Below are 23,926 nucleotides of genomic sequence, written 5' to 3'. Positions count from 1 at the left end.
GAGAACAATCTTGCCTACAGTATTTAATAAAATTTGAGGGAGAAACCATGCAATCAGCTTTACGTATTACAACCAAAGTTTTACCAGGAACAAAATAGAAATTGAAATTCCAGAAGCCGAAATAGGCGATAGCGTTGATGTATTTGTGATTTTACCAGAAAAATCTGAACCAAAATATCGTTCTGTACTCGACATTATAGAAGAAAGCCGTAGGAGACACCCTTCTCGCACTGCGGAAGATATAGACAGACAACTAGACATCTCCAGAAATTAAATATGCGTTATCCAGAATCCTTGTAGAGACGTAGCAGTGCTACGTCTCTACATTCATTTTCACCAGATGTCTACTACAAGAAGAACGCTTATCATGGGACAGCTAATACTGTCAATAAGTGGCTTTATTCAGTTAAGGGCTACTGGCAACAATTTTGGTTTTTCAAGACGCGATAAATCGCCGTCTCTACAAATGTTTTGTTGCTCTATCTGAACTATATTGCGATATAATTCACAACCGCAATCAAAAATTCATGAGAATGATGCAAAAATCCTTTAAAATTCTCTTCTCTTTGCGTCCTTTGCGGTAGCCTGCGGCAAGCCGCTCCGCGTCTACGTAAAAAAATAAATCGTTTAGCTGCTAAAGCTGCTTTAAGAAATGTAGAAGCAGCACAAAATAAGCAAATCACAGACCTCTTTGCAAAGGCGATCGCACAACCATCCTACCGAAAAATCTTCAACTACCTGAACATTGGAAAGCTCAAGTTTCACCCTTAGATACTGAAACTTGAACCTCTGAGCATCATCTCGCATTTTTACTTGAACTTATGGAGCATCAATGCCGCAGCCGTAAGCCATTTTGACATAACGAGGTTTTGTCGGGCGACACCAAGTCCTATCGTTACCAGCAACAGGATGAGTTGCCAGAGATTTAGTATTGAGTGCTGTATCAGGCAATTTATTTTGGGGGTCTGTTTCTGGCAATAGCAGGTAATTATCTTTCCCGCCTCCATCAACAAATAAACCTAATGTCAGCATCAACTCTCGTAAACCAGTAACACCCTCTAACCGCGATTGTCCGTAAGCTGGTTCTAATAAAGATAGATAAGTGTCATCGCCGTGCTTATCCCAGAAAACTCCGATACCGTTAATATCTCCCGTACCGAAGGTCATTAAGCTGCCGTTATACCAATCGTTGCCGGCACTATCTTCAAACCAGCCAATACTCCAGTCACGACCATTGCCTAAACTTTGCATAATAATACCTGTATAGCGATCGCTTCCCCCATCATCTTGATAAACTCCCACGCCAAAATGCGGCGAACTTCCCAGGCTGTACCAACCGGCATCGTGGTAGTCATCACCTGCCTTATCTACCAAAAAGCCCAAGCTATACCAGTAAGCTGTACCTTGACCGTAAACCTCACATTCGTAGCGGTCATTTCCTGCGCCATCGACTAGCATCCCTACACCCCCAGCCCAACTGTGACCCTCTGTATAGTCTGCACGTCTTCCCAAACCTGCACCTTGGATAAAATGGACGTGCCTTTTGGCTCCAAATGGGCCGCCGTTTGGATACTTGTCTTCTAGTCCAATGTATTTATCGTCACCTACACTATCTAATAGCAGCCCCACTCCTTTAGTAAAGCCATAGCCTTGACCGTATCTATAGAGAGAATAGCGATCGCTACCTTGATTATCAATCAGCAGTCCTGAACCAAAAGTACCGCTACCTTGGAGATTGCTAATGCCTTGATAAGTGTCTTGACCTTGGGCATCGTAGAGTATGCCAGTACCAAAAATACCTATGCCTTGACTGGCGTATTCTGCTTCATAACTATCATCACCTTGTAAATCTACCAGCAATCCATAGCCGAAGATACCAGCCCCAAAGCTGGGAATTTTCCCCGGTGGGCTAGAGTAGCGGTCTTTGCCAGCTAAATCTAAGGTGACGCTGACACCATGAGCAATATTTTTAGTCGCAGCACCGCCAGAGTAAGTATCATTACCGTCAACATCTACGATCAATAGGTAATCGTCAGGGGAATAGACTCGATCGCCTTTACCACTGAGAATAATTCGACCTTGGGGTGTATTTATGCTGTAGTTATAATTTCCTTGCAACAAATTAACTGGGATTTGGCTGATTTGACTTTGCATTTCACCAACAGCAGCAGCTATTAAAATTGCTCCTGTGTTGAGCATTTTAAAATCAACGTTGTCTAAAAGAGATTCAATTAACAGTACCTTTTCTGGACTAGCATCTTCTCCTTCTGCGGCTTCTTCCTCCACAGTTTTAACTGCGTAGTTAAATACTTCGGTGTAGGTGCGATCAGCATCTAGTTGTAATTTAGCTAGCGATCGCAACAATCCCACCTGTCTATAATGCAGTGCATCTGGTACTGTGAATAAAAACTGCGCTACCGCCGAACGTAGTTTTGGTGGCAAAGCTTTGTATTCGCTAGTGTTAAAACTATCAGCAGGCTGAGTGCTTAGTTTACCAAGGGCAACAGCTAAGGCATCATCACCCAGCTTTTGTACTTGCTGTTTGTATTTTGTCAGCAAATCTCTGTTTAATTGGGGACTCACGCCCCCATCGATTCTTTTGTAGGCGCTGGTGGCGAGTTGTGCTATGTCTGATTTAGCTGCAAGTAAATCTTGAGTAATGGTGCGGGTGTAAGGACTGATTTTCCAAGGATTATCGAAAAACACATCTAGCAACTTAACTCGATATTTATCACCGCCCCAGAGATCCATATCTTTCATATCGAAGCGGACATCTTCTGGAGTTAACTTAGCAGCAGCTAGGGCTTGGCGAAATAGTTCTCCTTGTTCGCTTAAGTATCCGATAGTTGTAGCGTTAACTGGGGATAGGTAGAATACAAGTAAACAAGTCGCAATTGCTAGAAAAGACTTTGGTAGCGATCGCACAATTTTTGGTATCACGAAAATTGCCCTATATTGCGTAAATACCAAATTTTAAACGCAGAGGGACGCAGAGGTTTGCCAAATTTATTCGCTACGAATTAATGAAATGGTGTATTTAGTCCAATCTACTTGGGGTTTGTTATCAATCTGAGTAATTAGATAAATCTGGTTAATGTTACAGATTTTAAACTATTTTTCACAAGTAATATCCTGTTTCTAATTGCCTGGAATACTCCAGTTGATGGAGAAAAATGTTGTGTCCCAACTGCGAATCATTCGTGAATAATGCGACCCCTGACTTCTCTAGAAAGTCGAGGATCTTGTCGAGCGCGAATGATTCAGGGTGACTATATAGGACTCATATTTGATCTTTGAACAAAACTCAGTACACCTTTATCGTAAATTAAAGGGTTTAAGACCCCTACATCTACATGTAGCACACATTTCAGTCGGGGTTTGTCTTGAGAAATCGCTCCACTTGGGCAAAGCCCAAGACCGCGTTTCTCGCTAAATCCCCGTCTGAAATTTCTTTAATTTTGAATTTTGTTAGCGCAGCGTTAGCGAGTCCGCGTTCGCGTAGCGTCTCGTAGAGAGCGTCATTTTGAATTTTGAATTGTTAATCCTTCTTCCCAGTCCCCAGTCCCCAGTCCCCAGTCCCTTACCTCTACGAGTGATTCAGAAATCAAATCGGATTGCTATATATAGATAATTTTTATGTCGTAGATTTAATAACTGATCAATTTTATCCGTGTTTTCACTCTATCATAACTTTACGGATACTCTTAGAATCAACCTAAATTTATTTGCGTAAGGAGTCGGATATGAAGACTTATGACATGTCTTTCATAAAGACCAAAGGACACACGACTTTGTTGGCATTTATCTCAGTTATATTTATTTTATCATTAACTCTAATTTTCTCATTTTTTGAAAACATTCAAGAATTTTCAACTCAAGAAAAAATCGAATACATTACTCAAGCATTAACAACTATTGCCATAATTATTGGGGGATTGGCATTAATTATTAATGCTTACTATACCTCCAGACTGTCTCTAGATGAGAATCACAGTCTTTTAACCCAACTCCTGGCTGGAACACTAGCTTGGGATCACAATATCGGAAATAGTATCAATCATACCAAACTAACTCCACAAGAAATTGTTCCCGAACGCTTTTCTAAAGCAATTGAACAATTGGGAAATGAAAAGATTGAAACGCGATTTGCGGCAATTTATGCTTTAGAACGAATTGCCAAAGATTCTCCAAAAGACCATTGGACAATCATGGAAATTCTTGCTGCTTTTATCCGCGAGAATGCCTCGGCGAATCAGGAATATGAAGACGAGTCAAGGCAATCATCCAAACTTCCTACAGATATTCAAACAGCCTTAACTGTCATTGGACGACGCGATTCATCCAAAGATCCAATCAATCAGAAACTCGATTTACGCAATACAGACTTGAGTAATGCAGACTTAACGGAAGCTAACCTCTCAAGAGCGATACTTGTCGGAGCTAACTTGCAATGGGTCAATTTTACACGAGTCAATCTCTCGGAAGCAGACTTATCAGTAACCTATCTTTGTGGTTCAGTCCTCTATGAAGCCAACCTACAAAAAGCCATCCTCCCAGAAGCCAATCTTCAAGGCGTAGTCCTCAGAAAAGCGAACCTTTCTCAAGCAATCCTTTATGATGCCAATTTGGAAGGTGCAGTTCTTTGTGATGCTAACTTGGCAGGAGCAATGCTTTGTGATGCCAATTTAGAAGGAGCAATTCTTTGTGATGCTAACTTACAAGAAGTCAACTTCGAGGGTAGCAATCTCCAAGATGCAAACTTGATTGGCAGTAACTTGCAAAGGGCAAAACTGGCTGGGGCTAATTTAGACAGTGCATTACTGAGTACAGCTAACCTCCAAGAAGCTAATTTTCAAGAAGCTAACCTCTGTGGAGCAAATTTGAGCGGTTCGGAAAATGTAGAATCACGGCAGATTGAAAAAGCAATTGGCGATCGCACAACCATCCTACCGGAAAATCTGAAAATACCCCAGCACTGGCGATAATGCGATGGGCAATTCATCAATTGCCCAAAATCATCTATGTGCTTTCACTAATGCCAACCAACTAACTCATCTGCTAGAGATATCTATTGGTTTACTGTTATATAAGAAATGCTTGCTAGAGTCTGGAGTGCATCAATTGTGGGCATCGATGCCGTCAAAGTCGGCGTAGAAGTCGATGTGTCAGGGGGATTACCGGGAATTGTTGTCTTGGGACTACCAGATTCAGCAATTCAAGAATCGAGAGAAAGAGTCAAAGCAACTTTGAAAAATACTGGCTTTGCCTTTCCGATGCGAAAAATAGTCATTAATTTAACTCCGGCAGATTTACGCAAAGAAGGCCCTTGTTTCGACTTACCCATTAGTGTAGGAATTTTAGCGGCTTCTGAGCAAGTTAGCGCTGATTTATTGGGGGATTATCTATTTTTGGGTGAAGTCTCTCTAGATGGCAGTTTGCGCCCGGTGGCTGGTGTCTTACCCATCGCCGCCGCAGCCCAAAAAATGGGAATCGCAGGTTTAGTTCTCCCTGCTGATAATGCCCAAGAAGCGGTAGTGGTTGAAGGCTTGGCTGTTTATGGCTACAAACATCTATCTGAGGTGGTGGATTTTTTAAATAATCCGGGGCGTTACAAACCTGTGCAGCTTGATAGTACAGTAGACATAGCAAAAGCATCCTACCCTGGCGCAGATTTGCATGATGTAAAAGGACAAGCTCATGGGCGTCGTGCTTTAGAAATTGCTGCGGCTGGTGGGCATAATTTAATTTTTGTCGGGCCGCCTGGTAGTGGGAAAACTATGCTGGCAAGACGCTTACCAGGAATTTTACCGCCCTTAACCTTTGCCGAATCTTTAGAAGTGACTCGCATTCATTCGGTAGCTGGTTTATTGAAAAATCGTGGTTCATTGGTACGCGATCGCCCTTTTCGCAGTCCCCACCACTCAGCATCCGGGCCTTCTCTGGTGGGTGGTGGTAGCTTCCCACGTCCTGGAGAAATTTCACTGTCTCATAGAGGTGTACTTTTTCTGGACGAATTAACAATGATAAATTTAAAAAATGCTTAAATCAGGATACATTTGCTTTGAGAAAACAGGGGCTAGGCGGACTGGGTACGCCCGACTATCCAGGCGCGAACAAACTTTAGGAACTCATACCCTGGAGCAACACATCGCGCGACTGCGATCGGCTGGAGCAACCGAGGTTTTTTGGGATATCGCCTCTCGCTCTAAAGATAACCGCGTGGGGTTGAACAAGATATTGAAAATGGTGTCGAATGGCGAAACGTCAGAAGTGATCATGATTCGGATTGACCGAATGACTGACTCCCACGCCCTAATGGAAAAGGCTATCAATATATTTTTAGATGCAAACATACCTTGTCGAGGCTTGGACGACAACATTGATTTCTCCACAGTCGGGGGGAGAATGCACGCACGCATACTTGTAACGATCGCACGTGGCGAAGTCGAAAGACTTCAAGAACGAGTGTTAAACGGCTGGGAGTTCGTCAGAGAAAGGAGTGCAGCTGTCAACCCACCTTTCGGATACAAAATAGTCAGCGAGAAACATCAACTAGACACTTCTCCATTTCTCTGCTTGCGGGAAACCAGGCAAGAGATATCAAAGGCGACTATCGGGAGAGAAATAGTCGAAGCTTTTTTACAACAGAAAACTTTACGGCAAGGGCTGCGATTGATTAACGAGCGCTACGGAATCACGACTTATTCCCACGGCAAAGGAAGATACGCTCAAGGCTTATTTCGATTTAGCCCTTCAGGGTTGCGTGATTGGCTTTTGAACCCTGTAATTAGAGGGCATATTTGCTATCTTCGTAAACGCGATGGGCAGAGGTTACAGCCGGAAGATTGGGACATTAGATATGACACTCATCCAGAAGAAAAACTAATAACTGATGAGGAATTTGGGCAAATTCAAGCCATCCTCAAGCACAATAAACAAGTCCGAGGTTATGGAAGTACTGCCCTCAAATATCCGCTTTCTGGATTGATATTTTGTGGCGAATGCCGCAGTGCTTGTTACTCCGTTACAGGAAGTCGCGGACGCAATTTGCCTGGGCTTAACTATTACTTTCAATGCAAGAATTGGCGCTTGCGGGCCTGCTCCCAAAAGCAAATGGTGCGGATGGAATTAGCAGAGGAAGCAGTGGTTAACAGCTTGAGCGCCGCAGCAGAGCAAATTGCTGCACAGCACGCGAATGGATGTGGTGAACAGCTTGAACCACCGGAAATTAAAGAGTTGCGATCGCGGCTAGAAGCTCTCAATCAAATTGCCGGTTATGACCCGGATATTGAAGCAGCAAAAGAAAAGCTCCGCTCCAGAATTAAAGACAAGCAGTATAGTTTGTCACTTCAAAATCAGCAGCAAAATACTAGCCTTGAAAAACTGCTATCAACTTTTTTGGATAAAGACTATTGGCGCACTCTCCTGGATCAGGAAAAACAAATAATTTACAGAACATTGGTGGAGAAGGTTGTTGTAAAATTTGGAGATGTACAAGAGGTAATATTGAAAGTCTGAGTGAACTACCCAACACCCATCTGAGTACAGATAGGGGAGAAGTACACAAGAACGTAAAATAGCTCCAGGAAAATTTCCCTGGAGTTAGATTATAAAGTATCAGATGATACGAAAAAAAATATTTGCTACTGAAGTTGCAATGCCATTGCACTAGAGATATAACGACAAGACAGTAGCACTACTGTAGAGATATAACGACAAGAGAGTGGCACTACTGTAGAGATATATCAGTACTATAGATATAATAGATTTGTGCTAGGGACAAAATTCGGCTTCATGCCGTGTGATTGTAGGGCTGCGGCTTAACGATCCTATATCCCTGGCATTTTAAATATGGTTAAAGGGTTTTTCTGGGTATAGTAAACTCCATATCTTTCATGCCTAGTATGGTCAGTATCATGCACTACTTTAAACGCTGGCCAAAGATACTCAAGATATCTATCTTCACGACGTTCATATAGCCGTTGCAGTGCCCACAAAAAATAATCAACAGCTTGCAGACAAGGAGAATGAGGCAGTGTGGTGGCAGTAATATTCATAGGGGCAATACTAACTATTCCGCATTGCTGATAAAAGTTAGCTCTAGCCCCTTCTAAAGCCCTTCCCAAAGCGGCAGTTCGGTCAGAAAAACCTCTTGATGCAAAACAGATATTATACTCATCGTCTTTATGCAAGCGCTGCTTAAATAATCTTCGTGTTAAATAATCGTATGATTCATTGTGTTGATAGCGATAATGAGGATCAGTCTGATTGCGCGCCTTCACATATTCCAGCAATTTTTGCTTATCTCTAACTACCGCAAAAAACCTTAAATCGTACTTCTTCAATAAATTAAACACTTCCCGTCTAACTTCAGGGATATCGTCTTTAGCATGAAATCCTATGGCTGTTTTTCGTTGTTCTGGTTGCATTGATGGAACATTTTTGAAATATGGATCTGCCAGCAAATTAGACCTAAGTTCCTCTAGATTTCTTGCTAAAGACTCCGGTTCAGTCACATCTAGCAATCCAAGCATAAAAAAACGAGAACAACCTTCAGTGCCAACAATAACTTTGCCCTTGCCATTAAACAGTGTTAGGTCTCCAGCCTCATCAACAAAGTAATGACGAATAGAAGGTGCTTTTTCTTTTAAGTCACTCATTCACTTCCACACAAAATTCCAGCAATCGTCTGGACTTAATTTCTGGCAACTGCCACCAAATATGTGACGTTGAACACGTAGAGATTTGATGGAAAATTCATTCATTTATCAGGTGATCCTAGCATAAGCATTGCAGACACCGCTTGAATACAATAGTATTTTGATTGAGAAATCAAGCTTTTGGCGATCGCATCGCACAGGGATATCCGAGATGAAAGCGATGATTTTGAATCTGAGAAAACCATCTCCTAAAATTCCCGAATCACGAATTTCCTCAAAGAGCGAAGCGATCGCCATAGTTCGCTTGAAAATTTTCCTGGTCAAGCCGCAAACTTCTCTGTCTCCTGAAAAGAACAAAGAGCGATCGCTCACTCTTCAAACCCCCAACCCTGTAGATGATGCTGCCAAGATCATGAATAATTTTTCACTCTTGTCAGGTTGTGGCGGCGGGAATATGAAAAATTTTTCAGGTATGCTTTCTTATTTTGGATTGAGAACTGGGGGGCGATCGCCAAAAATTGCCCCTCGACTCTCTAGATCACGCTTCGTGTCCTCTGTAAAACCTTTGCTCTCTCCAAAAAAGGCATTCACAACATTAGCACCGCTCAGGTCGGCACCGCTCAGGTCGGCACCGCTCAGGTCGGCACCGCTCAGGTCAGCACCTTCCAGGTAGGCACCTTCCAGGTAGGCACCTTCCAGGTAGGCGTGGCTCAGATTGGCACCGCTCAGATTGGCATTAATAAGGTAGGCATGGCTCAGATTGGCACCGCTCAGGTAGGCATTAATAAGGTAGGCATTAATAAGGTAGGCATTAATAAGGTAGGCACTTTCCAGGTTGGCACGGCTCAGGTTGGCACTTTCCAGGTTGGCACCGCTCAGGTTGGCACCTTCCAGGTTGGCACCGCTCAGGTTGGCACCTTCCAGGTTGGCACCGCTCAGGTTGGCTTCCAGGTTGGCACGGCTCAGGGCGGCACCCAGGTAGGCAAAGCTCAGGTTGGCACGGCTCAGGTCGGCACCCGCACCCAGGTCAGCACCGCTCAGGTTGGCACCGCTCAGGTCGGCATGGCTCAGGTCGGCACCGCTCAGGTCGGCATGGCTCAGGTCGGCACCGCTCAGGTCGGCATGGCTCAGGTCGGCACGAATCAAGTTTTTAAGAATCCGAAAGGCACCACCAAAATTGCCACGAATTAGGTTTTTAAGAATTAAATTAACGCGAAGTGGATTATCACGAGAAGCCAGTCTTTGACTTTCAAATTGCTGAACTGCATCATCTGAAGTTTCAGTAAGTGCAGCTTTTAATATTGCGATTTCACTTTCAGCAACATCACCAGCAATAATAAATGCCAATCGTTTCTTACTGGGATTGGAATTTGGAAGCGTTACAAACTCAACATCTTCTACAGAAACGCCTAATACATCTTCTAGCTGTCCCGATCTGAATAAATTTTCTAGTCGCTCAAGTCCTTCTTGAGAGCCTTCCAAAATCAGTTTGATGCTACCACGCTCAACATCAACAATTTGGATGGAAGTATCTTGAGCTAAATCTTTTAGAAGGGCAGCGATCGCTTTGAATTTTGCTATATCCTCTGGAGAGACAGTACCAGCAATAGCAAATGCATAGCTTTTTACCTGTGTGTTACCGCTCGGCTCTTGAACGAGTTCACTGTTTTTGTGTTGTGTTGCGTTCATACTAGTGCTGAGTTGTTCTGATTCCAAGTCGGCAACATCTCCCCATTCCAAGCCTAATTCATGGCAGATCGTTTGGAATTTATTCTGATCAACAGGTCGTCTGGCAAAGAAGTTAATGACAACTGGACGAGAACATTTTGCAAATCCTGCTAAATATTCCTGTGTCCAACCTTTAATTTTTAATGCTTGTTTAGCTTTTTCCAGCCCATCTATCGATGCTCGGCATGACCTACCCATTGTAAACCTGCCACAACTATTACATTAGTTTTACACGAGTCCATCACAGTTAATACAAGCGATCGCCAAAGCAAAAAACTTTTCACTCTTGTGGCGATCGCACTTCGATTAAGACCCTGGCTCTAAAGCAGGATCTATTCGTTGGTTTTGCTCTTGATGAGTTGTCACTGTGGTAGTTGGGTGAACTTGCACGTTAATCGCTGGCGCATTAGCTGCGGGTGTTGCAGGTTTTAGCGCCATCACAGCAAAGGCGAAGAACATTGCTGCCATCGCCACGATCGCAACATTATTGCTGCTATCTTTGCTCACAGCAGTCACCAGATTTTTGAGCAGTCCATGAAATTGCTGTTCGGTTGTGGCATTTACTGCCCTCAAAAATGCTTCAGGAGCATTTGACTTATGATTGGAATTGCGGGGTCTACGGCGATTGGATTCCATTGTTGTAACCTCGTACTTTCGATATTTACCTGGAGAAATCCAGGTTTTTCCTTGAAGCGAAGAATTGAACTTGCGCTTGTTCTTTTACGATACAAATTTCAAAACCAAGCTTGGTCAGACTAGGCTGTTCGACTTGTGTAATACTTATGTCAAAGTTCTAGTCACAGCTATGACGCGATCCGTTAGAGCATCGAAAACAGGTTTAGAAAAAGCTGAACAAGCATTAAAACTAAAGGGTTGTGCAAAGCAATATTTAGCAGGGGCGGCAGGTTGTTCTCGACAGACCATCCACAAATTTTTGAAGGGACAAAGTGTTGATAAGAGCCTGTTCCAAGCCATCTGCACAGAACTGGGTTTAGAGTGGGGTGAGATTGCAGAACTAGAAGCGGAGGAAAAGCAAGCAGTCAAAACCTCTAATATTGACGAACTGGTGCAAGAGGTACGTGAAAAAGTGAGCGTATCCATCCAAAAACAATGTGGATTCATGCGTGTTCTGGACATGACTCACCCCATTGGGTTAAACGACATTTACACCGATGTCAACATACTGGAGAAAATTACAGGACGCAGATCCTTAGAGATCGCACAACTTTTGGAAAACTGCAACCCAGAAGACTTTGATCGCTTTGGGCTATATCAAGTTGTAGAAAAGCGAGTGCCCGGTTTAGCGGCTGTTGAGCAAAACTCGAAGCTGATGATTTTAGGAAAGCCAGGGGCAGGCAAGACAACCTTTTTAAAGCGAATAGCAATTCAATGTAACTTGGGGCAATTTTTAGCAGATCGTGTCCCGATTTTCATCACACTCAAAGCTTTTGCTGAAGAACCTCAGCAGCCAAGTTTATTGAAATATATCAATGACCAATTTGCTCTTAACGAGATTTCAGACCAACAGATAACTAAAACGCTGTTGCGTCAGGGTCGGGCAATTGTGTTGCTTGATGGATTAGATGAAGTTAGGCAAGCAGACAACGATAGGGTCATAAGAGAAATTAAAAAAGTTTCTACTCAGTATGATGGCAACTATTTTGTGATTACTTGTCGGATTGCCGCTAATGAATATAAGTTTGAACACTTTACTGAGGTTGAAGTTGCCGACTTTGATGAAAAACAGATTACTGAGTTTGCCAACAAATGGTTCCAGGCTAAAGACCCGATAAAAGCTCAACAGTTTGTTGAAAAGCTTCAAAAAAATCCACGGATTAAAGAACTGGCTACTAATCCCTTACTCTTGACACTACTGTGTTTGCTGTTTGGGGAATCGACAGATTTTCCTTCTAACCGTTCTGAGCTTTACCAAGAAGGCATAGATGTATTGCTGAAAAAATGGGATGGTACGCGCAGGATTGAGCGCGATTTGGTGTATCACAAACTTTCTCTCAAACGCAAACAAGACCTGTTGAGCAAAATAGCCTTAGAAACTTTTAAGGAAGGAAATTACTTCTTTAAAGAAAGGCTTTTAGAAGAATACATTAGTGATTACATTCAAAACCTACCTGATGCCCAAACCGACCAAGAGGCACTGTTATTAGACAGCAGGGCAGTACTGAAATCCATTGAGGCACAGCATGGCTTATTGGTAGAACGGGCAAGGAAAATTTATTCATTTTCTCATCTAACATTTCATGAGTTCTTCACTGCCAGAAACATTGCCTTAAGCCGTAATCCTCAGGAGTCGTTTCCAAAGCTAGCTAGTCATATCACTGACAAGCGTTGGCAAGAAGTCTTCTTTCTAACTTTAGGAATATTGCCCGATGCTGATGACCTGTTGCAGTTGATGAAACACCAGATTGATGGACTTGTAGCGACTGATGAAAAATTACAGCATTTTCTCACTTGGGTTGAAGAAAAATCTCGTTCTGTAGAAACTCGTTATAAACCTGTTGCTGTCCGAGCCTTGTACCTCTCCCTCTCCCTTGACCTCGACCTCGACCGATACCTCTCCCGATTCCTCTCCCGATCCCTCTCCCTCGACCTCTCCCGAACCCTCGACCTCTCCCTCGACCGATCCCGAACCCTCGACCTCGACCTCGACCTCTCCCTCGACCTCGACCTCTCCCGAACCCTCTCCCTCTCCCGATCCCTCTCCCTCTCCCTCTCCCGAACCCTCTCCCTCTCCCGAACCCTCGACCTCTCCCTCTCCCGAACCCTCTCCCTCTCCCGAACCCTCTCTCTCTCCCTCTCCCTCTCCCTCGACCTCGACCTCGACCTCGACCTCGACCTCAAATTCAAGCGATCGCTCGAACAACTAAAAGACCAACTTCCTGATTACAACAAATCGAACGAGGAAACATTGAAAAACTGGTGGCAGGAAAACGGTCGAACTTGGACTGAAAAACTTAGAGCTGTAATGATTGAGCATCGCAATATTGGTCATGACTGGCAGTTCAGCGATGGACAAAACCAACTATTGCAGCAGTACTATGATGCAAACCAGCTACTAGTTGATTGCCTCAACAGCGAGTGCTACGTAAGCCGAGAAGTGCGACAGCAGATTGAAGATACATTGCTGTTGCCAGTTAAAACTAGCCCAGGAGTGAATAATTTTTCACAAACCTAAAGAATCACGACTCGCATTAGCTGTCCTCCGCAATCAGCATGGGCGATTATCTGCTTGGCTTCAGTCACCGAGCCAGACAGGAGTTCATAAATAGCTTGATGTAGACCAGTGTGAGCATTAATGGCTGCTGCAATCGCTGTCTCTAATACCTGTGGATCTGGTTTGTTTGACATGAGGCTGAGGGAGCGCTGAAAATTGCCATATCCAAAAAAGATCCTGTTGCCATTCAAACAGCGACCACCAATCTAGAGATTGCCAACAAGCAAGTTGACCTCAGCAATCAGCGTGTAGACAGCGCTCAGGCTAATCTCAATGATCAGCCTGAAATTGCTGCCAATGCGACCCAAGAGCAGAAAGTAACCCAAGGGACAGAGAATCAAAACTTTCAAGCTGGTGAATCAAGGCGTAGACGCGGTGCTGCAATAGATTTGTTTGAGACTAGTGAAAGAGCAGGTAAACCGATAGACTTGTCGGAAGCTGAGAAAAACCGATCTAGTCCACAGTTTGCACTTCCGCAAAGAATTGAACTTAACCCGATGCCCAAACTTGACCTCAAGCCGGGAGAAAGCATATTTGAGGCTTACCAGAGGCAGAGGGAGGGGATGAAGTTACCAACACGAGGGGCAGAATTACCCAGCACCAAAGCCGATATTCCGCCAGTAGATACAACGGCAATGCACGCGTTACAGGCAAATATTCAGCCACGAGAAACAACAGGCGGCAATCAGTTTGTAGAGGCGTTAAAGATGGCTAACCAGGGTATTGAGCAAAGGTTAGATGCTCTCAACAGTGCGATTATGACATTGGCTAATACACCAAGAAGCTTGACTGTCCAAACTCCTAATGCAGTTGATGATGCCGCCAAGATCATGAATAATTTTTCAAGAGGTCAGGTAATGTCGGCGGGAATGTAAAAAATTTTTCAGGAGTAAATCAAAGAGTCGCTTTTTAACTAGCGATACTTTCACAGCTAACAAGCACATAGGACATTGGGTATCGCAAGACAGCGATGACGCAAAATTTTTATTAAATGGTCATATATTGAATCTCAGTTAAATTTACTCAATAATAGAAATAAACATTTCTAGTAGGCACGCTTATGACCGAGCTTTACGGAGGAATCGACCCTAGAGACATTCCCACCTACTCCATTAGCGATGCCGCTCGTTATTTACGTATTCCAGCAGGCACTATTCGCTCTTGGACAGTTGGGCGACACTATCCAATCTCAAACGGCTCTAATTTTTTTAGACCCCTAATTCCAATCCGCGATCTCAAGCCAAAACTCCTCTCATTCACTAACCTAATTGAAGTTCATGTTCTAAGAGCAATTCGCAAACATCACCAAATTGACTTGAGATCGGTGCGAGATGCTCTTGACTTTATTGATGAGCAGTTTCAAGCATCTCATCCCCTAGCACGTGAGCGTTTTCTTACAGATGGCGTTGATCTGTTCATTGAGCGATATGGCTCTCTCGTTAATGCTTCTAAAAGCGTGCAAACAGAAATGAAAGACGCTTTGAATACCCACCTTGAGCGAATTGAGCCTGATGACACTGGGCTTGCAATTAAACTTTATCCCTTTACTCGCTCGTCAGAAGAAAACAACCCTCGCATTGTAGTCATTGATCCCCGAATTGCCTTTGGTCGCCTTGTCATCGCTGGGACAGGAATTGCCACCAGCGTGTTAGCAGAACGCTATCAAGCAGGTGATTCAATTGATGATCTCGCTTATGATTATGAGTGCGATCGTCTCAAGATAGAAGAGGCTATCCGGTGTGAACTACCTCTTGTTGCATGATTCAACCCCAGTCCATTACCTTTTTCGTAGATCGATGTCTAGGTAGCAGATGCATTGTAGAAACGCTTCAATCGGCTGGCATTAACATCGAAATTCATGACGAACACTTTGATAAAGGCGCGGCTGATGTAGACTGGCTACCAGAAGTCGGCAAAAGGGGCTGGGTTGTTCTGACTAAAGATGCCAACATTGGTAAACATACCTTAGAAAGAATTGCCGTTGCCCGTGCCCAGATAAAAATGTTTGCACTCGCTTCTCAAAGCCTATCAGGAAGAGATATGGCTGCAATCTTTCTAAAAGCAATTGTTTCGATGCAAGAATTTGTCCGCGAACATCCCGCCCCCTTCATCGCCAAAATCTATCGGGATGGAAAAGTATCTATGTGGAAAGATGACCAGATGCTCAATGAAGAATTGAAGCGATTTTTATAAAATCATTGTTGCGATCGCTTTCCTTTGTAATCAGCCTTGCTTTCGGTGAATAGCGATCGCGCCCGATTCAGGAAATCTAGCTTGAAGCTCAACAGTGAAAAATTTTTCAGAACCAAAGCTGGAAAAGTCACTCTTTAAGACTTTATCGCCTGTATTGCTTGGATCTTTGGTGGATTATAAGCAAGCGGATATGCCATTATGATGGCACCGCAGTAGAAATATAACGACAATGCGATGACACCACACTAGAGATATAACGTCATTATGATGGCATTGCAGTGGACTTATAACGGCATTATGGTGACACCGCAGTTGAGATATAACAACAAAAGAGTGACACTACAGTTGAGATATAGAAGTATTATAGATATAGTGGATATCCACAGAAATACAACAATCCTGTATCCCTAGTAAGGTTAAAGGGTTTTTCTGGGCAGTAAAAGTGAATAAGCTAATTCTGGCTGTAGGGGTCGTAAGGCAATGACACAAGGCTTCATGCTCACACAAGAAACAATCTCAACACTTCAAGCACAAGTAGAGCTGTTTGAGCAATGCCTGCATTTTCCTAATGCGCGACATCAGGTTAGTGCTGAACTAGCCGAAATAGCCAACACTAGAGGTATCTCGCAGGATGAACTTAGACAAAAGATAGCTCAGTTGAAAGAAAAACTTGATAGACTTTTCAGGCTACTTGACAAAATTAGCGAAACAGCGAACGAAGGGGATCTGTCAGTACTGTACTTTGTCAAATCTATTTTCCTTTCAAAGGAAATTTTTGAACCAGACTGGGATTTCTTTCTAGGAAACGAAAAAAGAGAAGCAATCAAAAATTTAACATCAGGTTTCCTTGTTACGTATAACGCAATCAAAAACATAGCTAGTCCTGAAAGTCCCAAAAAAGACGGCAGCTATGTTGCCCTAGAAACCCTAAAACATGGACTAAACTCACTCATTGAAGTAGGGTTACGAGTCAATGCGTTCTCCCAAGAGGAGGTTAACGCATTCGATTTAGGAGACATAACCCCTCAAGAATCAGAAACTGTGTTAATCTTCCTATCAACAATGAAAAAATGGGGACCGGTTTACAAGAGACTTGCAGCATCCTAAATTTCTTGGGAAAGAAGACGTAATCCGTATACATGATGAACTCGTCAGTGAAACTGGCGAGTCATCAAACATAATTAATGAAGGCTTGCTGGACTCTGCTCTTTACTCGCCTCAAGCAACTTACTTCGGAGAGTATTTACATCCCACGATCTATGAACAGGCATCTGCATACCTATTTCACATAGCTTGCAATCACGCTTTTGAGCAGGGTAACAAACGCACTGCTTTTGCTGCTATGGTGACTTTTTTAAATGCGAATGATTACGATATCGAAATAACAGAAGAAGAAGCTGAGAAGTTAACGCTACAGGTAGTTACGCATGAAATAAGCAAGGAACAACTGCCTGCTATATTGAAAAATTACATAATAACCCTTATTTAACGTCCTTGCGATTATCTGCTTTCCTTCAGTCACCCAAGAGCGATCGCCCTCGCCAAATTGTTACCTGTGTCATGTGGATAATTTGAGCAACGACTGGATGCTTTAAGAAGTGCGATTATCACCCTGGCTAATACACCGCAAAGTCTTACTGTTTCTACAGCTAACCCTGTGGATGACGCGGCGAAATTGATAAATGATATGTCAAGGGGTCAGGTTGTCGGGGCGGGAATGTGAGCTTATGAAAAACTTTTCATAAGGACAGACTTAGATATCTTAAGATTAGTAAACAGGAATCGTTATTTTTTGTCTTAAATTTGTAACTTGCTAAAAACGTGAGGTTATGCCGCAGTTGGGTAATTTATGACACGCCGTCAGTATAGTAATCCACCAATAGAAGAGGCGGTCTGTGAGTTTCGCTTTGCTCCCGGACAAGCATGGAATTTTACAGTGCCAGGTTTGTTCTATGAAAAAGTAAGAGATTTATACACAGGTGAGCCAAGCGAAAAAAACTCAATAGCAACGGAATTTAAATTTTCGCGGATGCAGGCTGTAAACCCTGAAGTTACGGTAACACAAGACTTGCCCAAGTTTTTGTTTCCTTCCGCCGATGGCACAAAATTAGTAGGCGTTGGGCCCAATCTACTGAGCATCCATAGCCTTCGTCCTTATGAAGGCTGGGATGAATTTAGTAAGAGAATCAAGCAGGCACTTCAATTGTATTTAGAAGTTACTAAACCTGTTGGTATAACCCGTATTTCTCTTCGCTACATAAATCGAATAGTTATTTCATCTCCCGATCAGGCAATTGACCTTAGTGATTATGTCAATATATATCCTCAGTTACCGGATAGCGTTCCAAGTCACATATCAGAGTTTGTGACGCGAACTGAATTAATTTATGAAGATATTCCAGCTAGACTAGCAATAACTTTATCGGATTCCGAACCGCAACCTGGAGAAGTTGTATTTATACTTGATTTGGACATTTCTCAAGCCTGGGTAGAAAAGCCTCTATCTTTTGAGGAAGTGGCTTCCAATTTATATGAATTAAAAAGTAGACAAGGACAAGTCTTTGAGAGTTTGATTACTGATCGCACAAGGGAGTTATTCGATGTCAAGTAAAGCTGCCTATTACATAAAGGACGATCGTCACAATTCAGAGACAACAGCGCTATCTGAGATAGCCAGCAAATTAACCAAACTTCCGGTTTCTCAATCAGCAGAAGACTTACAAAGTCCATCGGTTGGGCAAAACGCCAATCTTGTTATTCTTGCGACAGACAGAACATCAACCGTAGGGAGTTGGAAATATCGGTCTAAGATAGCTGCTTCTTCAGTTCAAAGGATCAAGGCTATCTCTGAGCAATCTGATAATTATGCAGTCCTGGAACTTTCAAGCTGGAGCTATTCACAATCTCCCAAAGCTCCCAAAACTTACAGAAGAATTGCTGAACTAGGATCTGACAATGAAACTTATAAATACGCCATAGAATGGTTGAAACAACTACGCACGGTTGTTGCTGCTAACCAAATGTGGTGGGGTGAACCACTGGTAAATCTGAGCTTTGACTCAGAAATAGTTTTTGAGTGGTGGCACGGAACCAAAAAGTTAACTGTTTATATTCTGGGAAATACCGCAGAATACATCAAAGTTTGGGGGACTGACATTGACGATGAAATGGAAGACGGCACGGCTTCATCACCTGCTGAACTCACGGATCTCTGGAAATGGCTAGTTTCATAGAGGTTTGCAGTGAGCGATGTTGTTACAGATGATGAGCTATTGTATCGGTGCATTTTTTGTGGATTAGACAAATATTATCGCATTGGAGAATCTGGATTAGAACTTAGCTCACTAGCATTTACAGATAGAAATCAAGCTCCTTCTGTTGACAGAGCAAAGCTTCGTGATTATGACCCACAATGCACGCAGAAAAACCCAGATGATGGTGTCGTGAGTTTAATTACTGGCAAAGTTCGGAGAATAAATGTTTCTCAAAACGATCCAAAAGGCAAGCCAGTTTTTGATTACAAAATTGATGTTTGCCCAAGGCCAACAGATGACAATCCATCTCACGCACAAATTGAGCCATCTCCAAGTTACACGAACAAAGGAACTTTTAAAAAAGTTGCAGAAAAGCTGGCACGGATTGCAACCGAGAGAATCCAGAAAGAGGACTGGGAGATTAAGCCACAAGATTTACCACCTTAGTCGATCCCAATATGCTCATCATCTGTTCATATTCGCTTCAAACACCACTCGACACAGTGGTGTTTTTGTTTGAGAAAGAGCAATCGCCCTGTTCAGGTTCATGAAAAATTTTTCAGCAAGCTGTTGGCAGTTGATGTGAGGTGATCAATCTGCTGCTGAGTATAAGCTTGTCTAACAGCCAAGTCATCAATCTGCTGCTGAGTGCTGGACTGTCTTTGAGCTAGATCATCAAGTCTGGTGGCAACACGATCTAATGTCGCTTCTATCCGGTCTAATCTGTCTGGTCTGTCTTGAGTCATTGTTTTTAGTCATTGGTCACTATTGAGTGCGATCGCATCTTACAACTCGCTAATACACCGCGATCGCTTACTGTGCCAACTCCAAATCCTGTTGATGATGCTGCCAAGATCATGAATAATTTTTCACTCTTGTCAAGTTGTGGTGTCGGGAATGTAAGGCGCAAGTATTGGGTTATCACTACCCTCAGCAGAATTCTGCTTAGGGTTCATCGCATTCTCAAGAGTAAGTATCACCTTCAGTGTTACACTGTTAAACAGTTTATAACTTTATCTAGTTGTGTCTAGTAATTCTACTGGTATTCGGATTCCAATAAACCTTCACAAAAGGTTGGAAAGTTATATTGCCGAGACTCACTCAACCAAAACTGAAGTGATTCTAAATGCTTTGGCTCAATATCTGGGTGCAGCCGAAGAAGTTCCGTTGAGCCAGAGAATGGCAGCATTAGAAGCTCAGGTATTAGAACTAAAAGTTTTGGTCAAAAACCCTCAAATAAAAGCATGACACACTTCGTTTAGAAATAGGTCGTGATTATAACCAAGTTAATGACTATAAATTTATGCCCAAGTTTGACCCTGCAAGATTGAAAAAAGTATCTGTAAGCCTTCCCTTTGGCATTGGTAGCGCCGAATGGGATGCTGACCCCACAGAACGTAGGGCTGCATGGTCACTTTATATTGAACTTGTTACACGTATTGCTGTTCAACCTTTGGAAACTGACCAAGGACTACTGCGTGAGGCTTTGAATTCTTTATATAGCTTATTTGGCACAACAAGAGAAATTCTCAAACAAGCTGGCCCTGATGTCGGTGCATCTCACGATTCAGTTGGGGGAATTGCGATCGCAGTTTTGAATCATGGTTTACGTCCTGTCTTGGCTAAATGGCATCCCAGATTACAGACATGGGAAGCCCAGCGTCCAGCACACCTTAGCCTTAAAGACCATGAGCACAACTGGACTGAGCAAAAGAATTTGCGGGCTGAGTTGGAATCCTTGAGGCTGGATTTGGAGCAGTATGCTCATGCGTTGGCAGTTATTGCAGGTGTGAAGGACTAACAAAAGAAATCTTTGAAGAATGAATCAACCGCAATTTGATGTATTCCTTGCTCACAATAGTCAGGATAAGCCACAAGTAAGAGCTATTGCTAGCTATCTGAAACAGCGTAGTCTACGGGTATGGCTAGATGAAGAGCAAATATACGGAGGAGATACGCCGTATAGAGAAATTGAAAAGGCGCTTTGCAAGTCTAAATCTGTAGTCTTCGTTATTGGTTCATCTGGGCCAGGAAGATGGCAGGGAAATTTAGAATTACCAATAATCGTGGACTTAGTTATAAACTCGAATCTTAGATTGATCCCTGTCTTGCTACCAGGCATTAAAGAAATACCAGCAGAAGCGAATTACCGTTTTCTTAGAACAAAATCATGGATAGATTTTAAAACAATTGATGATAATAATGCACTAATAATGCTATACAAGAGCATTTGTAGAAGCGTACAAATTGAAAGAGAGGCAGTGAAAACTGATGACCTCAGTTCAGAAAAAGGCATAAACTACACCAGACTACGCGATCTACTAGCAGTAGGTAACTGGAAAAACGCTGATTATGAAACTTATCTAGTAATGCTTCAAGCAGTAGGGCGTGAGGAAAATGATTTCATTAGGAATAAAGAACTATTAAACTTTCCCTGTACTGACCTCCGCACAATTGACAGCCTATGGGTAAAATATAGCAATGGACGCTTTGGCTTCAGCGTTCAAAAGAAAATTTACTTAAGCGTTGGCGGTAAGCCAGATGGTAAGTATTACCGAGAAGCCTGGCCGAAATTTGGCGATCACATTGGATGGAGAGTGAGCAACAGTTGGATTAGTTACAAAAAAGTCACTTTTAATACCTCTGCCCCTGTGGGACACCTCCCTATCCTTTCTTTGGTTTTTGGGTTTGCGGAATTGGAGGGTACCTCTACCTCATTGGGTGGTACCTTATTTCCTGTGTACTCTTTTCTCGCGCAGAGACTTGTGAAGTGTAATATAAAAGGCTTTTAGAACTTTGTAAACCTTTATCACAACCTTCTTTACCACGCAATAATCAACATTTCATAAATCCGATACCTGGCTGTATCCCAATACCTGGCACTGGTGGCTGATAAGGGTAACAAAATCCAGATTGCAGGTTGCGTGGACGATGAGACATTGCAAATACGTAAACTACAATGTGAATAGTTTATAGGCTGTTGTGTAAACCCACTACTGGTTCCAATCAACCAACACCCCATCTACAACAATCCCCCAACTCCCAAATCTACCCAACAGTTTCAGAATTTCTCTCTCTTGTCAAATTGTGGGGGCTGGGTTAAAAGATGCAAGTATTAGGTTATCAACCCTATGGAAAATTTTCCCGCTTGGTTATGTTTTAGAGAACGATTTTGCTAATCCTACAACCCCAATAAGTGAGAACCAGCCGCCGCACCTAACCAGGTTGCAACTTTCACAATAATTGGCTTGGCTATTGTCCAGATTTTCTGACCCCCTTCTATACCCTTGCTCGTTTTATCCAGTGTTTCTGCCACAGTTACCAAACGGTCTAATGCACGTTGTTTATTCGGTTCTTCTTTATCCGTTGCTTTTTTGGCAGCACTCAAATCTTCAATTACTTCTTCTTTAGTGTTGGCTGGGAGTTCTGCACCTTGAATCAAAGTTTCAAGTTCTGCCAACAACTTTACAACGTCATCTTTAGTTAATGGTGTTCCGGTATCTGCACCCACTTGATTTTTTTGAGTTACTTGATTATTGTCACCAAGCACAGCCTGATTATTATCTCCAAGAACAGCGCGGTTGCCGTCCCCTTGAACGTTGTTGAGATTGCCGCCAACTGAACCACCAACTGACAAGCCGCCTTGATTGTTAGTCATAGTACCTAACTGTCCTACTTGAGTGTTTGAATAAAAGCTAGGGCGCTCTAACGCCGTTACTACCATTGTTTCTAAACTACGAATTCTGCTATCTTTTTCTTCTAGTAATAATTTAATTTCCCACTCTGGCAAACCTTTTATCTCATTGTAAGTGTCAAAATATTCTGCACTCAGTTCAGATTTATCAGCCACCGCTGCGGTTTTTGCACGAAGCAAAAACTTATCCTCTCCCCGTTTCTCCATTGCCACAATTTCTAATTCGGCATCGGGGTGATTCTCTGCTAATTGCTTAAAGGAAATTGCGATCGCTCTTGGGTCAACACCTTGACTGTGGTAAAGGTCGAGTGTGTCAAAAGTTGCTTTAATGAAATGCCCAAACTCCCCCGAAGCAAATATCTCTTGCTTATTATCGGGTTTGCGCAGAGGGTCGGGGTCATATGCAGTAGGTAAGCGCATGAAGACATATTTACATCTCACTCCATGCAATTTAGTTGTATTTGTAATGCCCCAATCTTCAATGTAAGCTCCGGTGAGTGTTGCACCTGTTAAATCTGTGCCATCTAGTTGCGTTTGCTTCAGCTTTGCTCTCGACAAATCGGCATCTTGCAAATTGGCTTCACTGAGATCAGCACCAATAAAGCTGGCATCTGCTAGGTTAGCTTTTTTTAAGTTGATACCCCGTAGGTCAAGACCTGCAAAGTTTTTGTCCTGTCCCTGTCCTGTAACCAGTAGTTGACGTACTTGTGAGTTTTGAAGGTAAGTTAAACCAGGACGAACACGGTCAAGTTTCTTAGTTTTATGGAAGCTTGTACGAGTTAGAATCGCTTTTCTAAAATCTGTACTTTTAAGTGTGGTATCTGTGAAATTAGCATCAGTTAAATCAGCGCTGCCAAAACTAGTACCACCAAAGGCTGCAAAAGCAACAGAGGTGTTCCGAATCATGACGTATTTTTCATCTCCTTTCATTGCTTGCCAAGCAATGTAAGCACTAAGTAGAACTTCGGCGACGATAACGACAACGGCTCCGGCGAAGGCGAAAGCTCCGGCTCTGGCGACGGTTCCGACGAAGGTGAAGGCGACGGCTCCGGCGACGGCGACGGCTCCGGCGAAGGCGAAAGCTCCGGCTAAGGCGAAGGCGAAGGCTCCGACGAAGGTGAAAGCTCCGACGAAGGCGAAGACGAAGACGAAGGCGAAGGCTCCG

Annotated in this window: 24 protein-coding genes and 1 pseudogene; 15 read left to right on the top strand and 10 right to left on the bottom strand. The window is 43.0% G+C overall.

Annotated features, from left to right (window positions below; genetic code table 11):
* Positions 1 to 819: 819 nt before the first annotated feature.
* On the bottom strand, positions 820 to 2,940 hold the full coding sequence (locus V7K76_RS24915; protein WP_334780486.1) for a hypothetical protein: 2,121 nt from the start codon (positions 2,938 to 2,940) through the stop codon (positions 820 to 822).
* Between the two features lie 818 nt (positions 2,941 to 3,758).
* Between V7K76_RS24915 and V7K76_RS24910 the strand changes: the two genes are divergently transcribed.
* The 3 genes and pseudogenes from V7K76_RS24910 (at position 3,759) to xisF (ending at position 7,518) form a co-directional block, all read left to right on the top strand.
* The gene (locus tag V7K76_RS24910) at positions 3,759 to 4,985 is read left to right on the top strand and encodes a pentapeptide repeat-containing protein (RefSeq protein ID WP_334780487.1); all 1,227 of its coding nucleotides are present in this window, start codon (positions 3,759 to 3,761) and stop codon (positions 4,983 to 4,985) included.
* A 108-nt stretch (positions 4,986 to 5,093) separates the two neighbouring features.
* A pseudogene (locus V7K76_RS24905) lies at positions 5,094 to 6,020 on the top strand (YifB family Mg chelatase-like AAA ATPase); the annotation flags it as partial.
* A 16-nt stretch (positions 6,021 to 6,036) separates the two neighbouring features.
* Positions 6,037 to 7,518: a fdxN element excision recombinase XisF gene (gene xisF, locus V7K76_RS24900; RefSeq protein ID WP_335030150.1), complete on the top strand. Its 1,482-nt coding sequence runs from the start codon at positions 6,037 to 6,039 to the stop codon at positions 7,516 to 7,518.
* 311 nt (positions 7,519 to 7,829) lie between these two features.
* Here the strand turns inward: xisF and V7K76_RS24895 are convergent, their stop codons facing one another.
* From V7K76_RS24895 to V7K76_RS24880, 4 genes are all read right to left on the bottom strand, one after another.
* Positions 7,830 to 8,660, bottom strand: a complete 831-nt coding sequence (locus V7K76_RS24895) for a DUF3800 domain-containing protein (RefSeq protein WP_335030148.1) — start codon at positions 8,658 to 8,660, stop codon at positions 7,830 to 7,832.
* 108 nt (positions 8,661 to 8,768) lie between these two features.
* A complete protein-coding gene (locus V7K76_RS24890) occupies positions 8,769 to 9,032 on the bottom strand; it encodes a hypothetical protein (RefSeq protein ID WP_335030147.1) in 264 nt (87 codons plus the stop codon).
* Positions 9,033 to 9,140: 108 nt separating this feature from the next.
* On the bottom strand, positions 9,141 to 10,586 hold the full coding sequence (locus V7K76_RS24885; protein WP_335030146.1) for a pentapeptide repeat-containing protein: 1,446 nt from the start codon (positions 10,584 to 10,586) through the stop codon (positions 9,141 to 9,143).
* A 108-nt stretch (positions 10,587 to 10,694) separates the two neighbouring features.
* A complete protein-coding gene (locus tag V7K76_RS24880; RefSeq protein WP_335030145.1) occupies positions 10,695 to 11,024 on the bottom strand; it encodes a hypothetical protein in 330 nt (109 codons plus the stop codon).
* A gap of 169 nt (positions 11,025 to 11,193) precedes the next feature.
* Between V7K76_RS24880 and V7K76_RS24875 the strand changes: the two genes are divergently transcribed.
* Complete coding sequence (locus V7K76_RS24875) at positions 11,194 to 13,581, top strand: NACHT domain-containing NTPase (protein WP_335030144.1); 2,388 nt, start codon at positions 11,194 to 11,196, stop codon at positions 13,579 to 13,581.
* On the opposite strand, the gene V7K76_RS24870 is transcribed toward V7K76_RS24875, so the two are convergent.
* Entirely contained in the window at positions 13,578 to 13,754 is a 177-nt protein-coding gene (locus tag V7K76_RS24870) for a hypothetical protein (RefSeq protein ID WP_335030142.1), read from the bottom strand. The genes V7K76_RS24875 and V7K76_RS24870 overlap by 4 nt on opposite strands.
* Positions 13,755 to 14,009: 255 nt before the next feature.
* Between V7K76_RS24870 and V7K76_RS24865 the strand changes: the two genes are divergently transcribed.
* The 3 genes from V7K76_RS24865 (at position 14,010) to V7K76_RS24855 (ending at position 15,813) form a co-directional block, all read left to right on the top strand.
* Positions 14,010 to 14,495 carry a hypothetical protein gene (locus V7K76_RS24865; protein WP_335030140.1) on the top strand — a complete coding sequence of 162 codons (486 nt, stop codon included), beginning with the start codon at positions 14,010 to 14,012 and terminating at the stop codon, positions 14,493 to 14,495.
* Between the two features lie 185 nt (positions 14,496 to 14,680).
* Complete coding sequence (locus V7K76_RS24860) at positions 14,681 to 15,382, top strand: DUF433 domain-containing protein (protein WP_335030139.1); 702 nt, start codon at positions 14,681 to 14,683, stop codon at positions 15,380 to 15,382.
* Positions 15,379 to 15,813, top strand: coding sequence for a hypothetical protein (locus V7K76_RS24855; RefSeq protein ID WP_335030138.1), 435 nt, complete (start codon positions 15,379 to 15,381; stop codon positions 15,811 to 15,813). The genes V7K76_RS24860 and V7K76_RS24855 overlap by 4 nt, the downstream gene beginning before the upstream one ends.
* 2 nt (positions 15,814 to 15,815) lie before the next feature.
* On the opposite strand, the gene V7K76_RS24850 is transcribed toward V7K76_RS24855, so the two are convergent.
* Positions 15,816 to 15,944, bottom strand: coding sequence for a hypothetical protein (locus V7K76_RS24850; RefSeq protein WP_335030137.1), 129 nt, complete (start codon positions 15,942 to 15,944; stop codon positions 15,816 to 15,818).
* A 349-nt stretch (positions 15,945 to 16,293) separates the two neighbouring features.
* Here V7K76_RS24850 and V7K76_RS24845 point away from each other — a divergent pair, with 349 nt between their 5' ends.
* The 5 genes from V7K76_RS24845 (at position 16,294) to V7K76_RS24825 (ending at position 19,514) form a co-directional block, all read left to right on the top strand.
* Positions 16,294 to 16,920, top strand: coding sequence for a hypothetical protein (locus tag V7K76_RS24845; RefSeq protein ID WP_335030135.1), 627 nt, complete (start codon positions 16,294 to 16,296; stop codon positions 16,918 to 16,920).
* Complete coding sequence (locus V7K76_RS24840; RefSeq protein WP_335030134.1) at positions 16,907 to 17,302, top strand: type II toxin-antitoxin system death-on-curing family toxin; 396 nt, start codon at positions 16,907 to 16,909, stop codon at positions 17,300 to 17,302. The genes V7K76_RS24845 and V7K76_RS24840 overlap by 14 nt, the downstream gene beginning before the upstream one ends.
* 360 nt (positions 17,303 to 17,662) lie before the next feature.
* The gene (locus V7K76_RS24835) at positions 17,663 to 18,424 is read left to right on the top strand and encodes a TIGR04255 family protein (RefSeq protein ID WP_335030133.1); all 762 of its coding nucleotides are present in this window, start codon (positions 17,663 to 17,665) and stop codon (positions 18,422 to 18,424) included.
* Entirely contained in the window at positions 18,414 to 19,046 is a 633-nt protein-coding gene (locus V7K76_RS24830; RefSeq protein WP_335030132.1) for a hypothetical protein, read from the top strand. Before V7K76_RS24835 ends, V7K76_RS24830 begins: the two co-directional genes overlap by 11 nt.
* 9 nt (positions 19,047 to 19,055) lie before the next feature.
* Complete coding sequence (locus V7K76_RS24825) at positions 19,056 to 19,514, top strand: hypothetical protein (protein ID WP_335030130.1); 459 nt, start codon at positions 19,056 to 19,058, stop codon at positions 19,512 to 19,514.
* A 98-nt stretch (positions 19,515 to 19,612) separates the two neighbouring features.
* Here V7K76_RS24825 and V7K76_RS24820 read toward each other — a convergent pair whose 3' ends face one another.
* Complete coding sequence (locus V7K76_RS24820) at positions 19,613 to 19,813, bottom strand: hypothetical protein (protein WP_335030129.1); 201 nt, start codon at positions 19,811 to 19,813, stop codon at positions 19,613 to 19,615.
* A 5-nt stretch (positions 19,814 to 19,818) separates the two neighbouring features.
* The gene (locus tag V7K76_RS24815; protein ID WP_335030127.1) at positions 19,819 to 19,992 is read right to left on the bottom strand and encodes a hypothetical protein; all 174 of its coding nucleotides are present in this window, start codon (positions 19,990 to 19,992) and stop codon (positions 19,819 to 19,821) included.
* A 98-nt stretch (positions 19,993 to 20,090) separates the two neighbouring features.
* Here V7K76_RS24815 and V7K76_RS24810 point away from each other — a divergent pair, with 98 nt between their 5' ends.
* Genes V7K76_RS24810 through V7K76_RS24800 form a run of 3 tightly spaced genes read left to right on the top strand, consistent with a single transcriptional unit; the run spans position 20,091 to position 21,859 of the window.
* Positions 20,091 to 20,315 (top strand): DNA-binding domain-containing protein, encoded by a 225-nt coding sequence (locus tag V7K76_RS24810; protein ID WP_335030126.1) that lies wholly within the window; start codon positions 20,091 to 20,093, stop codon positions 20,313 to 20,315.
* 55 nt (positions 20,316 to 20,370) lie between these two features.
* On the top strand, positions 20,371 to 20,868 hold the full coding sequence (locus V7K76_RS24805; protein ID WP_335030125.1) for a hypothetical protein: 498 nt from the start codon (positions 20,371 to 20,373) through the stop codon (positions 20,866 to 20,868).
* A 19-nt stretch (positions 20,869 to 20,887) separates the two neighbouring features.
* On the top strand, positions 20,888 to 21,859 hold the full coding sequence (locus tag V7K76_RS24800; RefSeq protein ID WP_335030124.1) for a GUN4 domain-containing protein: 972 nt from the start codon (positions 20,888 to 20,890) through the stop codon (positions 21,857 to 21,859).
* Between the two features lie 389 nt (positions 21,860 to 22,248).
* Here the strand turns inward: V7K76_RS24800 and V7K76_RS24795 are convergent.
* A partial coding sequence (locus V7K76_RS24795; RefSeq protein ID WP_335030123.1) for a pentapeptide repeat-containing protein occupies positions 22,249 to 23,926 on the bottom strand: 1,678 nt, incomplete at its 5' end.

It is taken from the genome of Nostoc sp. (assembly GCF_036917975.1).
Classification (GTDB): Bacteria; Cyanobacteriota; Cyanobacteriia; order Cyanobacteriales; family Nostocaceae; genus Nostoc.
The sequence above is the reverse complement of the archived record's forward strand: the minus strand, read 5'-3'. Positions and strand labels throughout refer to the sequence as shown.